11 protein-coding genes and 1 pseudogene are annotated in these 13,793 nt (G+C 65.2%); 8 read left to right on the forward strand and 4 right to left on the reverse strand.

The window, feature by feature from the left end:
* Positions 1-12: 12 nt before the first annotated feature.
* From NKJ11_RS16090 to ocd, 7 genes are read left to right on the forward strand one after another with little or no spacing between them, the layout of a single operon-like run.
* Positions 13-1,179 carry an NAD(P)/FAD-dependent oxidoreductase gene (locus NKJ11_RS16090; RefSeq protein WP_352793756.1) on the forward strand — a complete coding sequence of 389 codons (1,167 nt, stop codon included), beginning with the start codon at positions 13-15 and terminating at the stop codon, positions 1,177-1,179.
* 14 nt (positions 1,180-1,193) lie between these two features.
* Positions 1,194-3,035 (forward strand): branched-chain amino acid ABC transporter ATP-binding protein/permease, encoded by a 1,842-nt coding sequence (locus NKJ11_RS16095; protein ID WP_352793758.1) that lies wholly within the window; start codon positions 1,194-1,196, stop codon positions 3,033-3,035.
* A 44-nt stretch (positions 3,036-3,079) separates the two neighbouring features.
* The gene (locus NKJ11_RS16100; protein WP_352793759.1) at positions 3,080-4,246 is read left to right on the forward strand and encodes an ABC transporter substrate-binding protein; all 1,167 of its coding nucleotides are present in this window, start codon (positions 3,080-3,082) and stop codon (positions 4,244-4,246) included.
* Positions 4,247-4,250: 4 nt separating this feature from the next.
* Positions 4,251-4,955 carry an ABC transporter ATP-binding protein gene (locus tag NKJ11_RS16105; protein ID WP_023809058.1) on the forward strand — a complete coding sequence of 235 codons (705 nt, stop codon included), beginning with the start codon at positions 4,251-4,253 and terminating at the stop codon, positions 4,953-4,955.
* 5 nt (positions 4,956-4,960) lie between these two features.
* A complete protein-coding gene (locus NKJ11_RS16110; protein ID WP_027035600.1) occupies positions 4,961-5,842 on the forward strand; it encodes a branched-chain amino acid ABC transporter permease in 882 nt (293 codons plus the stop codon).
* 4 nt (positions 5,843-5,846) lie between these two features.
* Positions 5,847-6,476, forward strand: coding sequence for an FMN-binding negative transcriptional regulator (locus NKJ11_RS16115; protein ID WP_352774146.1), 630 nt, complete (start codon positions 5,847-5,849; stop codon positions 6,474-6,476).
* 29 nt (positions 6,477-6,505) lie between these two features.
* Positions 6,506-7,552, forward strand: coding sequence for an ornithine cyclodeaminase (gene ocd, locus NKJ11_RS16120; protein WP_352610024.1), 1,047 nt, complete (start codon positions 6,506-6,508; stop codon positions 7,550-7,552).
* Positions 7,553-7,564: 12 nt separating this feature from the next.
* Here ocd and NKJ11_RS16125 read toward each other — a convergent pair whose 3' ends face one another.
* The 4 genes and pseudogenes from NKJ11_RS16125 to NKJ11_RS16140 form a co-directional block, all read right to left on the reverse strand.
* Complete coding sequence (locus tag NKJ11_RS16125) at positions 7,565-8,668, reverse strand: alcohol dehydrogenase family protein (protein WP_023809054.1); 1,104 nt, start codon at positions 8,666-8,668, stop codon at positions 7,565-7,567.
* 8 nt (positions 8,669-8,676) lie between these two features.
* Positions 8,677-10,056, reverse strand: a pseudogene (locus NKJ11_RS16130) (aspartate aminotransferase family protein).
* A 38-nt stretch (positions 10,057-10,094) separates the two neighbouring features.
* Positions 10,095-11,588: an NAD-dependent succinate-semialdehyde dehydrogenase gene (locus NKJ11_RS16135; RefSeq protein WP_352793761.1), complete on the reverse strand. Its 1,494-nt coding sequence runs from the start codon at positions 11,586-11,588 to the stop codon at positions 10,095-10,097.
* Between the two features lie 130 nt (positions 11,589-11,718).
* Positions 11,719-12,210, reverse strand: coding sequence for an Lrp/AsnC family transcriptional regulator (locus tag NKJ11_RS16140; protein WP_023809051.1), 492 nt, complete (start codon positions 12,208-12,210; stop codon positions 11,719-11,721).
* 81 nt (positions 12,211-12,291) lie between these two features.
* Between NKJ11_RS16140 and ehuR the strand changes: the two genes are divergently transcribed.
* Positions 12,292-13,677: a MocR-like ectoine utilization transcription factor EhuR gene (gene ehuR / locus NKJ11_RS16145; RefSeq protein ID WP_352793763.1), complete on the forward strand. Its 1,386-nt coding sequence runs from the start codon at positions 12,292-12,294 to the stop codon at positions 13,675-13,677.
* Positions 13,678-13,793: the final 116 nt, after the last annotated feature.

A 13,793-nucleotide genomic window follows, 5' to 3' on the forward strand; every position in this document is an offset into this window, starting at 1 on the left:
TGGGGAACAGCCATGCGAAACGGAAGCGACGTCATCGTCGTCGGTGCCGGTATTGTCGGATCGAGCGCCGCCTATCATCTGGCCAAGGCCGGTGTGAAGGTCACGTTGGTCGAGCAGACCCACCCCGCCGGCGGCCCGTCGGGCAAATCGTCGGCGCTGCTGCACGCCTTCTACCTGATGCCGGAACTGTCGCAGCTGTCCATCCGTGGCCGAGAGATCCTGGTGTCGCTGCCGGAAATCGCGGGCGAAGGATCCTTTGTCACCGAAATCGGCATGATGTGGGTCTGCGGCAACGACAACAAGGTGAGTTGGACGGCGGCAGCCGAACGCATCCGCGGCGAGGGCGCGCGCATCGAGACATTGTCGCCGCAGGCCTTTGCCGACGCGGCACCCGGCTTTGTCCTGGACAATGTCGCAATGGCGCTGTGGGAGCCGGAATATGGCTACGCCGATGCCTTCGGCGCCACCAACGCCATCGCCCGTGCCGCCCGCGCCAACGGTGCTGGGATCATGCAGAACACGTTGGTCGAGAGCCTCCAGCGGCAGGGCGACCGCACCACCGGCGTCACCTTGACCGATGGAACGGTGCTGGAAGCCGGTACTGTCGTCCTGGCCGCCGGGCCATGGACGCGCCGGCTGCTGGCGACAGTGGGCCTCGATCTGCCGCTGCATGTCGAGCGCCATCCGATGGCCGTGCTCGACGCTGCCGGCAAGGCAAGGCAGGTCATGCCGTTCGCCTGGTGCGACGACATTTCCTGCAACTATGCACGGCCCGATAATGACGGCGTCATCCTGGCCGGGACCTGGGCCGGCGGCGGCACCGGCCTGCGCCACGAACATGCGGGCCGTCCGCGCCTTGTCGAAAATCCCGACAACTACATGGAAGGTGTCGAGGAAGCTGAATCGGTCGAGATCCTGGAGACCTTCGCCAGCCGCGTGCCGGCCATGGCCGAACTTGGCATCCGCCCCGGCTATGCCGGGCTCTACGACATGAGCCCCGACGATCTGCCTGTCATCGGCGCCATGCCTGGGGTCGAAGGGCTGGTCGTTTCTGCCGGATCCTCCGGCCACGGCTTCAAGACCGGGCCGGCAGTCGGCGAGGCGGTGGCCAGGCTGGTCACCGAAGGCGCGCAACCGATCCTGGCGCCGTTTTCACCCGATCGCTTCAGGGCCGCGTGATGGCGTCGGTGACGATGAGCGAGAGCAAGCCACGTAGCTTCATGCCGGCCGCGTTTCGCAACGCCACCGCCGATGCCCTGTGCATGGTCGCGGTGCTGCTGCTGGTGGCGCTTGCCGCCTTCATCTTTGGCGGCGCCGCCATGCAACGCGTCGTCACCTATGCCGCGATCATGCTGACGGCGGTGCTCGGCCTGCAGATATTCTCCGGCAACAGCGGCATCGTCTCGTTCGGCCAGGCCGCCTTTGTCGGCCTCGGCGCCTACGCTACGGGCATCCTCACCATGCCGACCGCATTGCAGCGAACGGCGCTGCGCGACCTGCCGCAATTCCTCGCAGGCCATCAACTCTCCTTTGTCGCGGCGCTGGCCGTCGTCCTTGCTCTCGCGGTCATCGTCGGCCTGTTGACCGGCACGCCGCTGCTCAGGCTTTCCGGATCGAGCGCTTCGATCGCAACGCTTGCCATGCTGATCATCGTCTACACGCTGCTGGTCGCCGGACGCGAAATCACCCGCGGCAGCCAGCCCTTCTATGGCGTGCCGCGCGAGGTCGGACTGTGGACGGCTGCCGCTGTCGCTTCGGTGGCGCTGGTGGCGGCGAGGTTGTTTCGCGAAACCTCCTTCGGCCTTGCCACCCGCGCCGCCGCCAATGACGAGCGCGGTGCGGCCGCCGTCGGCGTCGACCAGCGCACGGCGCGTCTGGCCGCCTGGGTGGCGGGCGTCGTCGCCGCCATGGCCGCCGGCGCCATGATGGCGCAATTCCTTGGCGCGTTTTCGCCGCGCGACTTCTATTTCGACCTAGGCTTCACCATGCTCGCCATGCTGATCGTCGGCGGCATGACCTCGTCGCTCGGCGCTTTCGCCGGCGTCATCGTCACCATCGTTTTGGTCGAAGTGGTGCGCCGCTTCGAGGGCGGCGGCGAGGTGCTCGGCCTGCATCTGCCTGTCCTGTTCGGCTTGACCCAGGGCGTGCTCGCCATCGCCATGATCCTGGTCATCTGGCGACGCCCGACCGGTCTGTTCGGCGAGCGTGAACTGAACCTGCTGCGCCGGCCCGGACGTCAGGCCGTGATGGCTTCAACGGCACCACCGCGGCATGTCGAGAGTGACCGGCTCACCGCCGACCATCTGTCGCGCCGCTATGCCGGCGTCGTCGCCGTCGATGACGTCAGTTTGAGCTTCGGGACCGACAGCATCACCGGCATCATCGGCCCCAATGGCGCCGGCAAGACCACGCTGCTCAACATGCTGGCCGGTGATATCAAGCCAAGTGCCGGCACCGTGTCGGTGGGTGGCGTGGTCCGGCAGGCTTCGGCCTTCCGCTTCGCCCGCTCCGGCGTTGCCCGCACCTTCCAGAACATCCGCGTTTTTCCGCACATGACGGTGCTCGAAAATGTCGTTGTCGCAGCACGCCAGGTGGAACCTGATCTCGGCCATGCCGAGGCGGCGGCGATGAGCGAGCTTGCGCGCATGGGGCTGGAGAGATTTGCCGATCAGCCGGCCGCCAGGCTCGCCTACGGCCAGCGCCGCCGGGTGGAAGTGGCGCGCGCCCTGGCGTTGAAGCCGCGCTTCCTGCTGCTCGACGAGCCGGCCGCCGGCATGAACGCCGTCGAGACCGCCGAACTGGTCTCGATCCTATCGACGGTCCGCACCGAGCGCCGCATCGGCGTCGTGCTTATCGAGCATGACATGCGGCTGGTGATGAATTTGTGCGAGCGCATCGTCGTCATCGATCATGGCCGCGTCATCGCTGACGGCACGCCCGGCGACGTCCAGAAGAACCCCGCCGTGATCGCCGCCTATCTCGGCAGCCGCACGGCGCGTGCCAAGACCGCAACAGCTGAAAACCAGACCGCATGACCTGCAACGACAACCAATCATAAAAATCCAGAAGGAGAACCGACATGCCAAGCCTCTATCGCCTCCATCGCGCCGCCCTGTGCGCTGCCGTGTTCGGCATCGCCGCAGTTTCGACGGCCAGCGCCGAGGAGATCATCATCGGTGCCGCGACCGCGCAGACCGGCGGCCTTGCCCCTTACGACCAGCCGGCACTTGCCGGCCTGCGCATGTCGCTCGACGAACTCAACGCCAAGGGCGGGCTCGGCGGCAAATACACCGTCAAGCTGCTGATCAAGGACACCCGCTCCGACACCGCGCAGACCGCCACTGTCGCCCAGGAGCTGATCGACGCCGGCGCCAAGATCATGATCACGCCTTGCGATGCCGACCCCTCGATTTCCGCCGGCCAGCTCACCCAGCCGCTCGGCATTCCGACCCTGACGCTGTGCGGCTCCGCCCCGGTGCTGACCGGCGCGGTCGGCGACGTCATGTTCGGCACCTATCCGGCCGACAATGTGCAGGCGACGGCGGTCGCCGACTTCGCCGTCTCGGAAGGCAAGAAGAAGGTGTTCCTGCTGACTTCGCCGGACTCCACCTACACCGCCAATCTGCCGGAATATTTCGGCAAGGTGTTCGAGAAGAAGGGCGGCGCCGTTGTCGGCCGCGGCACCTTCAGCATGGGCCAGCCCGACTTTTCCGCCGAGATCACCAACATCAAGGGCCTGGCCGACAAGCCCGACCTGATCATGACGGCCGCCTACGAGCCGGATTTCCCGGCCTTCATCCAGCAATTGCGTGGCGCCGGCATCACCATCCCGGTCTATGGCGCCGATGCCATCGGCACGCCGACCATCAAGGCGCTCGGCAAATTGGTCGACGGCGTCGTCTACACCGCGGCCGGCTATGCCGAGCCAGGCAGCAAGCTCGAGGCCTTCAACGCCGCCTTCACCCAATATGCCGGCCACGCACCGGAATCGACCTATGAGGTCAATGGCTACGAGATCGGCCTGATCCTCGACCAGGCGGTCAAGACGGCCGGCTCCGACGACCCGAAGGCGATCCGCGACGCCATCGCCGGCCTCAAGGATTTCGAAGGCATCACCGGCAAGATAACCTATGCCGGCACTGATCGCATGCCGCTGCGGCCAGTGGCGCTGATGCGCTACGAGGGCGGCGAGGGCAAGCATGTCCAGACACTGATCCCCGACGCTGCCGACGTTCCCGCGCCGTGATGTCATGCTGAGCGTCGAAGCCCTGAAAATCCGGTACGGCGAGGTCGAGGCGGTACGCCGCGTCGACCTCACCGTCGGCAGCGGCGAGATCATCGCGCTGGTCGGCGCCAACGGCGCCGGCAAGAGCTCGACGCTCGGCGCCGTCGCCGGGCTGGTGCCGGCGGCATCCGGCAAGGTGGTCTTCGACGGTGTCGACATCACCGGCCTGGCGCCGGAGGCGATAGCCCGCAAGGGCGTCGCGCTGGTTCCCGAAGGCCGCCGTATCTTCGCCAGCCTGACGGTGGCCGACAATCTGCGTCTCGGCGGCGCGGTGCATCAGCCGGCGGCCGAGGCAAGGCTGCGCGAGGAGGAGATGCTGGAGTTGTTCCCGATCCTGCGCCGCTACCATCGCGTCAAGGGCGGCAATCTGTCGGGCGGCGAACAGCAGATGCTGGCCATCGCCCGCGCGCTGATGGGCAAGCCGCGCATGATCCTGCTCGACGAGCCCTCGCTCGGCCTTGCCCCGCAACTGATCGACACCGTCTTCGACCTGATCGCCGAACTGCGCCGCAAGGGCCTGACCATCCTTCTGGTCGAACAGAATGTGGCGCTGGCGCTCGAAATCGCCGACCGCGCCGTCGTGCTCGCCAATGGCGAAGTGGTGCTGGCCGGCACGGCAAAAGAACTCGCCTCCTCGGACCTCGTCCGCCAGGCCTATTTGGGAGCTTGAGAAGCATGATCGCGCAGCAGATCATCAATGCGGTGAGCCTCGGCGGCGTCTATGCGCTGCTGGCGCTCGGGCTGGCGATCGTCTTTTCCATCGTCGGCCTCATCAACTTCGCCCATGGCGAGCTGATGACGCTGTCGGGCTACGCGCTTCTGGCCTCGCTGGTGCTCGGCTTTCCCTTCCCGGTCGCCGTGCTTGTCGCCGTCTCCTGCGGCGCGCTCGCCGCCGTCGCCATGGAGCGTATCGCCTTCAGGCCGATGCGCGGCGCCAGCGTCACCAGCCTGCTGTTGACCAGCTTTGCCGTCTCCAGCCTGTTGAAGGTCGTCTTTCAGAACGGCATCTCGGCGCGGCCGCAGGCCGTCGCCATGCCCGGCTGGATGACGGGCGCCTTCTCCTTTGGCGATTTCACCATCGGCGTCGGTCCCAGCATCTCCATCGTCGTCTCCGCACTGGCGCTGATTGCGCTGGAAGTCTTCCTGCGCCGCTCGGTGACCGGCACGGCGATGCGCGCCGCGGCGGAAGATTTCGACGTCGTGCGCCTGATGGGCATTCCGGCCAGCCGCATCATCGCCACCGCCTTCCTGCTCTCCGGCCTGCTTGCCGGGCTGGCGGCCATGCTGTGGGTGGCGCAGCGTGCCTCAGTCGATCCGCTGATGGGCTTTACGCCGGTGCTGAAGGCCTTCATCGCCGCCGTCGTCGGCGGGCTCGGCAGCTTGCCCGGTGCTGTCGCCGGCGGTTTTCTGCTCGGCATCATCGAGGTTTTGTTGCAGGCGACGCTTCCGGGAGCGATCGCGCCCTACCGCGATGCCATCGTGCTGTCGGGGGTCATCGCGGTACTGCTGGTTCGCCCGCAAGGCCTGATCCCGGCGGTTCGCGCTCAGCGAAGCTGACCTGATGTATACCAAGCCTGAATTTGCGCCGCTGTCGTCGGACGAGGTGTTCGGCCTGATCGAGGCTGCGGCCTTCGCGACGGTGGTGACAGCGGGACCGCAGGGCCTTGTCGTCTCGCATCTTCCCTTCGTGCTCGATCGCGCGCGTGGTGAAAACGGAACGCTGGTCTCGCATCTCGCCAGGGCCAATCCGCACAGCACCTTGATCAGCGAAGGCAGGGAGACGGTCGCTATCTTCCACGGCCCACATGGCTACATCTCGCCGTCCTGGTATCCGCGCAACCCGGTGCGCGACAGCGCGCCGACCTGGAATTTTGCTGTCGTGCATTGCCATGGGCATCCGGTTCCGCTCGACGATCATGCCACCGCCCGGCATCTCTTGCAGCTTGTCGACGTGCTGGAGAAAGATCGCGAGGATCGCTGGCGCATGCGCGAGCTCGGCCCTGGCGGCATGGAGCGGCGCATACCTGGTATCATAGGGTTTGACCTGCCGATCGATCGGCTCGAGGCCAAGTTCAAGATGGGTCAGGATGAGCGCCTCTACGACACAGGCGGAGCCATCAGGGCGCTGGAGCAAAATGACCCTGCGCTGGCAACGATGATGAAGACGCACAACGCGCATCGCCAGGACTGACCGGCTGCATGCGGCAAGGACAAGAAAAAATGATTCCCAATCTCAACATCGTCCCCTTCGTCAGCGTCGACCACATGATGAAGCTGGTGCTGAAGATCGGCGTCGAGCGCTTCCTCGTCGAACTCTCAGGCTACATCGAGGACGATTTCCGCCGCTGGGAACTGTTCGACAAGACGCCGCGCGTCGCCTCGCACAGCGCCGAAGGCGTCATCGAGCTGATGCCGACCAGCGACGGCGAGGTCTATGGCTTCAAATATGTCAACGGGCACCCCAAGAACATGCGCGAGGGCCGCCAGACGGTGACCGCCTTCGGCATGCTCGCCGATGTCCACAATGGCTACCCCGTATTGCTGTCGGAAATGACCATCCTGACCGCGCTGCGCACGGCGGCGATGTCGGCCCTGGCCGCCAAGTACCTGGCGCCGACTGGCTCCGACTGCATGGCGCTGATCGGCAACGGCGCTCAGGCCGAATTCCAGGCGGTAGCCTTCAAGGCGCTGCTCGGCGTCGACAGGCTGAGGCTTTACGACATCGATCGCAAGGCCACCGAAAAATGCATCCGCAATCTGGCCGGCCTCGGCTTCGACATGGTCGCCTGCGGCACCGCGCAAGAGGCGGTAGAAGGGGCCGACATCATCACCACCGTCACCGCCGACAAGCAGTACGCCACCATCCTCACCGACAACATGGTCGGCTCCGGCGTGCACATCAACGCCGTCGGTGGCGACTGTCCCGGCAAGACCGAACTGCACCGCGATATCCTGCTGCGCTCCGACATCTTCGTCGAATATCCGCCGCAGACCCGCATCGAGGGCGAGATCCAGCAGCTTGCACCAGATCACAAGGTGACCGAGCTGTGGCAGGTGATGTCAGGCGCCGTGCAAGGCCGGCGCGATCCCGGGCAGATCACGCTGTTTGATTCGGTCGGTTTCGCCATCGAGGATTTTTCGGCACTGCGTTACGTCAGGGATCAACTGCGCTCGACCGGCCTCTATCAGGAACTCGACATGCTGGCCGACCCCGACGAGCCGCGCGACCTGTTCGGCATGCTGCTGCGGGCGGCCCAGCAGGGTTGAGACATCGGTCGTTCAGATAGCCGAACCCCACATGGCATCCGGCACCACCACCAGCTTGCCGACGAAATCCTTGGCGATGAAATCCGCTTGCGCATGGTGGAAATCGGAGAGCTTGTAGACGCCGCCGACCAGCGGCCGGATCTTTTTCGCCTCGATGTGCCCGACGATGCGGCGGAAATCCGCGCGCGTGCCTTGGCTCGAGCCATGCAACTGCAATTGCTTCAGGTACATGGTCCTGAGATCGAGCTGCACGACCGGGCCGGCGATTGCGCCAGCCGTGGTGTAGCGGCCCTCGGGCCTGAGAATACGCAGGAGGTCATTGAAGATGGCACCGCCAACGAGGTCGGCGACAACGTCGATCGGCTGGCCTCCGGTCGCCTCGTTCACGGCATGCGGCAGGTCGGCAACGCCACGGGTGATGACAGCCTCTGCGCCGATGTCGCGCACCGCCTGCTCCTTGCCCTTGCCGACGACGGCATAGGGGATGGCGCCGCGCGCCCGTGCCAATTGCACGATGCCGGAGCCGACGCCGCCCGAGGCGCCGGTGACCAGCACGCGCTCGCCGGCCTTGAGCGCGGCGCGCTCCAGCATCTGTTCACCGGTCAGGTAGGCGCAGCAGAAGGTGGCGAGTTCGATATCGCTCATGTCGGTGTCGATGACATGAGCGTTCTCGGCCGGCACGGCCTGATATTCGGCGTAACCACCGTCGCGGCCGTGGCCCATATAGTCGATGTCGGCGAGCGAATCGTCGTCGCGATTGTAGATCGAGAAATCGACCATCACCCGTTCGCCGATACGGTCCGGCGACACTCCTTCGCCGACAGCGGCGACGATACCGACGGTGTCCGTGCCCTGGATGCGCGGGAAAACAAGCGTGTTGCCCTGGCGGCGCCATGTCGACACGGCGGCAGCGTCCTCCTCCGTGCCATAGGCGCCCTGGCGCACCCAGACATCGGTGTTGTTCATCCCGCAAGCGCTGACCTTGACCAGCACTTCACCGGGAGCAGGCGAGGGCACTTTCACGTCGCTGCGGTAGACGAGTTTTTCCGGTCCGCCGTGCCCGGTAAGCAGCACGGCGGCCATGGTGGCGGGGAGGGTCCTGGTCATGGCATTCATAGTCACTCTCAGAGATCGGCAAACACGTTTTTCACCGCATCGGCTGTCTTCGACACGACGATGTCGGCTTCCTCGCGGGTCAGGCAGAGCGGCGGCGCAAAGCCCAGAATGTCGCCCTGCGGCATGGCGCGGCCGATGACGCCGCTTGCGGCAAGCGCCGTCGCCACCTGCGGCCCGATCTTGAGCGAAGCGTCGAAGAACACCCGGTCGTCCTTGTCGGAGACGAACTCCACCGCCGCCAGCATGCCGTCGCCGCGGACGTCGCCGACATTCCTGTGGCCGCCGACCGCCTTGGCCAGTTCGGCGCGGAAATAGGCGCCGGTCTAGCGGGCATTGGTCACAAGATCCATCTCGTCGATCAGTTCGAGATTGGCGACGCCGGCGGCAACGCAGATCGGATGCGCGGAATAGGTCCAGCCATGGCCGAGCGAACCGAGTTTGTCGGAGCCTTCAACCAGCACCTGCCACATCTTGTCCGCGACGATGACGCCCGACAGCGGCGCATAGGCCGAGGTCAGGCCCTTGGCGATGGTGATCAGGTCCGGCTTGATGCCGTAGTGGTCGGAGCCGAACATGGTGCCCAGCCGGCCGAAGCCCGTCACCACTTCGTCGGCGACCAGCAGCACATCGTACTTCTTAAGCACCGCCTGGATCTTTTCCCAATAGAAGGCCGGCGGCGGCACGATGCCGCCGGTGCCCAGGATCGGCTCGCCGATGAAGGCAGCGACCGTTTCCGGGCCCTCAGCCAGGATCATCTCCTCGAGCTTGTCGGCGCAATGCTGCGAAAATTGCTCCTCGCTCATCGAGCGGTCGGCGCGGCGGAAATAATAAGGCGCCTCGGTGTGCAGGATCGGCGCGCGCGGCAGGTCGAAGGCGTTGTGGAACAGGTCGAGCCCGGTCAGCGATCCCGTCATCACGCCCGAGCCGTGATAGCCGCGCCAGCGCGAGATGATCTTCTTCTTCTCCGGCCGGCCGAGCACGTTGTTGTAGTACCAGATCAGTTTGATGTTGGTTTCGTTGGCATCCGAGCCTGAGAGGCCGAAATAGACCCTCGACATGCCTTGCGGCGCGCGGTCGATGATCATCTTGGCGAGCGTGATCGAGGCTTCGGTGCCGTGGCCGACATAGGCGTGGTAGTAGGCGAGGTTCTTCGCCTGGGCGGCGATGGCGTCGGCGATCTTCTGGCGGCCGTAGCCGACATTGACGCAATAGAGGCCGGCGAAGGCATCGAGGCTCTTCCTGCCATTGTTGTCCCAGACGGTGACGCCTTCGCCGCCGGCCATGATGCGCGTCGGGCTTTCGCCCCGCGCATGCGTGCCCATATGCGTCGAGGGATGGAAGAAGTGGTCGCGATCCCAGGCGGCGAGTTCGTTGGACTGGTCGAGCATTCTTTTAACTCCTGACAAAAGGGTGATTCCGGTGCAGCTTAAGCTACATCGAGGCAGAGATATTTGAGATCAGTGAAAGCCTCGAGTCCGTGGCGCGAGCCTTCGCGCCCGATGCCCGATTGCTTGACGCCGCCGAACGGGATCGGCGCGCCGGTGATCTTGACGCGGTTGATGGCGACCATGCCGTAGTCGAGCGCGCGGCCCATGCGCTGCTGCCGGCCACCATTCTCCGTTACGACATAGGCGACGAGGCCATACTCGGTGGCGTTGGCGCGGGCAATCACTTCATCCTCGCTGTCGAACGGCGTCACGGCGGCAACCGGGCCAAACGTCTCCTCGCGCATGATCAGCGCCTCGTCGGAAACATCGGCCAGCAGTGTCGGCTGGTAGAACAGGGGGCCAGCCTGATGTCGCTTGCCGCCGGTGAGGCAGCGCGCGCCATGGGTCAGCGCGTCTGCGACCTGCTCTTCCACCTTCTTGATGGCGCGCTTATGCATCAGTGGCCCGATGTCAATGTCATCTGCAAGGCCATTGCCGGTCCGCAGCGTCTCGATGCGCTTGGCGAAGGCGGCGCAGAACCGATCGTAGATCGGACGCTGGACGTAAATGCGGTTGGCGGCGAGGCAGTCCTGGCCCGACGTGGCGAATTTGGCGTCGATGGCGATATCAACCGCTTTGTCCAGATCGGCATCGGCAAAGACGATCAGCGGGGCAAGGCCGCCAAGCTCCATCACCAGCCGCTTCATGGTCGCAGCACTCTGCGCGGCGATCAGCCGGCCGATCTCGGTCGAGCCGGTAAAGCTCATGGCGCGAACGCGCGGGTCTTCGCACATCCGCCCGACGATGGTCGAAGCCTTGCCGGTGACGATGTTGAAGGCGCCTGCGGGCAGGCCGGCGCGCTCACCGAGTTCGGCCAGCGCCAGCGCCGACAGCGGTGTTTCCGAGGACGGATGCGCAACGATGGTGCAGCCGGCGGCAAGGGCTGCCGCAGCCTTGCGGGTCAGCATCGCCGACGGAAAGTTCCACGGCGTGACGATGCCGACGACACCGAGCGGCTCGCGCCGCACGATCATTTCGGCGTTCGGCAGATGGCTGGTGACGCTCTCGGCGTTCAGGCGTTTTGCTTCCTCGGCATACCACTCGATGAAAGAGGCGGCGTAGTCGATCTCGCCCAGCGATTCCTGCAGCGGCTTGCCCTGTTCCAGCGTCATCAGCAGAGCCAGATCATCCTTGGCGCCGATGATCAACTCGAACCATTTGCGCAGGATTTTGGAGCGCTCCTGCGGCAACAGCGACCGCCATGCCGGAAAGGAGCGTGCGGCGGCATCGATCGCCTTTGTCGTCTGCCGTGCATCTAGCGCGGCGACGAAAGCGACAGTCGTGCCGGTGGCCGGATCGGTGACCTCGAAGCTTTCAGCGGCTTCGCTTGCCGTCCAGTGGCCATCGACATAGGCGAGTTCACGCAGCAGCCGGCGGTCGGTCAGGCGGTCGAGCGCTTCATGGCGATGCGAGCGGGCGAAATGCGCGGACATGGTCGACACCTCCCGGTTCGGACTGATGCGGGAAGACTATCCGCCCGATGCAGATAGAGAGGCTGTTTGGATGCCTCGAAGGAGAGAGACTCTCTCTTTTGTCCCGCCCCGACAGATGATCTCTCCGGCCTTAAGCCGACGCCGGCAGCAGGTCGGCTATGGGCAGCGCGATCTCGTCCTTCACCGTCTTGGTGACGATGTAGGTGAAGTAGCGATCGATGCCGATTTCGCGTTCGAGCAAGCCATCGACCAGCCGCTGATAGGCGTCGATGTCGCGCGCCATCACCTTCACCACATAGTCGACGCCGCCGCCGACAGACCAGCAGGCGACGATCTCGGGAACATCGCGGATGACGCGCTCGAAGCGGTCGAAATCGGCCTGGCGGTGGTTTGCCAGCGTCACCTCCATCAGCACGGTGGCAACGGGTGCGACGACGCGCATGGCGATCCTGGCGTGATAGCCCGAGACGATGCCGGCCTTCTCCAGCTTGCGCAGCCGCATCCAGCACGGCGTCGGCGACAGGCCGACCTGCTCGGCCAGCGCCAACTTGGTGATGCGTCCGTCGCGCTGGATGGCGTCGAGGATTTTCAGGTCGATCGGGTCGAGTTTCGCGGATGTCATCAGAGCTCACTTTTCGTCCGAGTACCATGACGGCGCATTATTTCGATTGTCAATTGCACTGATTTCGATCTCTAATAAGTCATGACATTGTGGCAACCCGATCCCGCGCTCATCCGGCGCCCGGCCTATCAATCGCTGGCCGACCAGTTCGCGCGCGCCATCCATGACGGGCGCCTCGCCAATGGCGCGCGGCTGCCGACCCATCGCAGGCTGGCCGACGACCTCAAGCTTTCGGTGCAGACGGTCAGCCGCGCCTATGAGGAACTGATCCGGCGTGGCCTGATTTCGGGCGAGGTCGGCCGCGGCAGCTTCGTCCAGACGCAGCGCCGCGAGCCGGAGCCGCCCTATCTGCCGGAGCGGCTCGGCGAAGTCATCGACCTGTCGATCCTGAAACCGGTCTGCGAGCCGATGCATCTGGAGCGGCTGAAGCAGGCGCTGGGCTGGCTGGCGGAAAACCTGCCATCGAGTTCAGCACTTTCGTTCCGGCCCAACATGGTGTTCCCCCGCCACCGCGCGGGGGCGGTCGAATGGTTGAGACTGTGCGGGCTCGACACCTCCGCGCAGAACATCAGCCTGACCAACGGCGCCACCGCCGGCATGACCGTGGCGCTGATGAGCGTCGCGCCGCCGGGCTCGACGGTCGCCACCGAGGCGATCGGCCACCATACGCTGGTGCCGTTGGCACGCTATCTCGGCTTCAACCTGGAAGGCCTGCCGATCGACGACAACGGCCTGATTCCTGAAGCGCTGGACGAAGCCTGCCGGCTTTCCGACATCCGCGCGGTCTTCGTGCAGCCCTCGGTGATCAACCCGACGGCGACGCTGATGGATGCGCGGCGGCGCGAAGAAATCGCCGCGGTCGCGCGCAAGCACGACATCGCCATCATCGAGAACGATGTGCTCGGTCCGCTGGTCGAAGACCGGCCGCCGCCGGTTGCCGCGTTCGCGCCGGAGCGCACGCTCTACGTCACCTCCTTCACCAAGATCACCGTGCCCGGCCTGCGCATCGGCTATCTGGCCGCGCCCGACCGCTACGTCGCCGCCGTCGCCAACCGGCATCTGGTTTCGAACTGGATGGCGACGCCGCTGGTGGCCGAGATCGCCACCAAATGGGTGACCGACGGCACGGCGATGGAGCTTGTCCACTGGCAGCGCGCGGCTTTGCGGCGCCGGCAGGATATCGCAGCGCAAGTGCTGGCGGGGGTCGGCTATCGCGCCCGGCGAGACGGGCTGCATGTCTGGCTGCAACTGCCGGCCGACCGGGCCGAGGAAAGCTTTGTCGCCCAGGCTCGCCTGCAGGGTGTGGCGATTGCACCCGGCACGTCCTTCCGTATTTCGGCTGCGCCGTGGCATCCGGCGGTACGTATCTCGCTGGGTTCGACCACCGAGAGGGAACTGCGCGCCGGCCTCGGCGTTGTCACCAAGCTGCTGCTAGGCGATCCCGAGCACCTGCTGCTCGCTATCTAGGCTGGGGTTGCTCGGAAATTGTGCGGAATCAGAAATAATTGTCATGATATTATTTTCTCAATTGACATGATTTGGCGCGTTCCGCATCGTTAAGAGCATAGACCTCTCCAGGACGG

The organism is Mesorhizobium sp. M0243 (genome assembly GCF_040321775.1).
Lineage (GTDB): Bacteria > Pseudomonadota > Alphaproteobacteria > Rhizobiales > Rhizobiaceae > Mesorhizobium.

What these genes read in the sequence shown, in the direction of transcription:
- NKJ11_RS16090 (WP_352793756.1), top strand. Translation starts at nt 13, where the DNA reads ATGCGAAACGGAAGCGACGTCATCGTCGTCGGTGCCGGTATTGTCGGA.
- NKJ11_RS16095 (WP_352793758.1), top strand. Translation starts at nt 1,194, where the DNA reads ATGAGCGAGAGCAAGCCACGTAGCTTCATGCCGGCCGCGTTTCGCAAC.
- NKJ11_RS16100 (WP_352793759.1), top strand. Translation starts at nt 3,080, where the DNA reads ATGCCAAGCCTCTATCGCCTCCATCGCGCCGCCCTGTGCGCTGCCGTG.
- NKJ11_RS16105 (WP_023809058.1), top strand. Translation starts at nt 4,251, where the DNA reads ATGCTGAGCGTCGAAGCCCTGAAAATCCGGTACGGCGAGGTCGAGGCG.
- NKJ11_RS16110 (WP_027035600.1), top strand. Translation starts at nt 4,961, where the DNA reads ATGATCGCGCAGCAGATCATCAATGCGGTGAGCCTCGGCGGCGTCTAT.
- NKJ11_RS16115 (WP_352774146.1), top strand. Translation starts at nt 5,847, where the DNA reads ATGTATACCAAGCCTGAATTTGCGCCGCTGTCGTCGGACGAGGTGTTC.
- ocd (WP_352610024.1), top strand. Translation starts at nt 6,506, where the DNA reads ATGATTCCCAATCTCAACATCGTCCCCTTCGTCAGCGTCGACCACATG.
- NKJ11_RS16125 (WP_023809054.1), bottom strand. Translation starts at nt 8,668, where the DNA reads ATGAATGCCATGACCAGGACCCTCCCCGCCACCATGGCCGCCGTGCTG.
- NKJ11_RS16135 (WP_352793761.1), bottom strand. Translation starts at nt 11,588, where the DNA reads ATGTCCGCGCATTTCGCCCGCTCGCATCGCCATGAAGCGCTCGACCGC.
- NKJ11_RS16140 (WP_023809051.1), bottom strand. Translation starts at nt 12,210, where the DNA reads ATGACATCCGCGAAACTCGACCCGATCGACCTGAAAATCCTCGACGCC.
- ehuR (WP_352793763.1), top strand. Translation starts at nt 12,292, where the DNA reads ATGACATTGTGGCAACCCGATCCCGCGCTCATCCGGCGCCCGGCCTAT.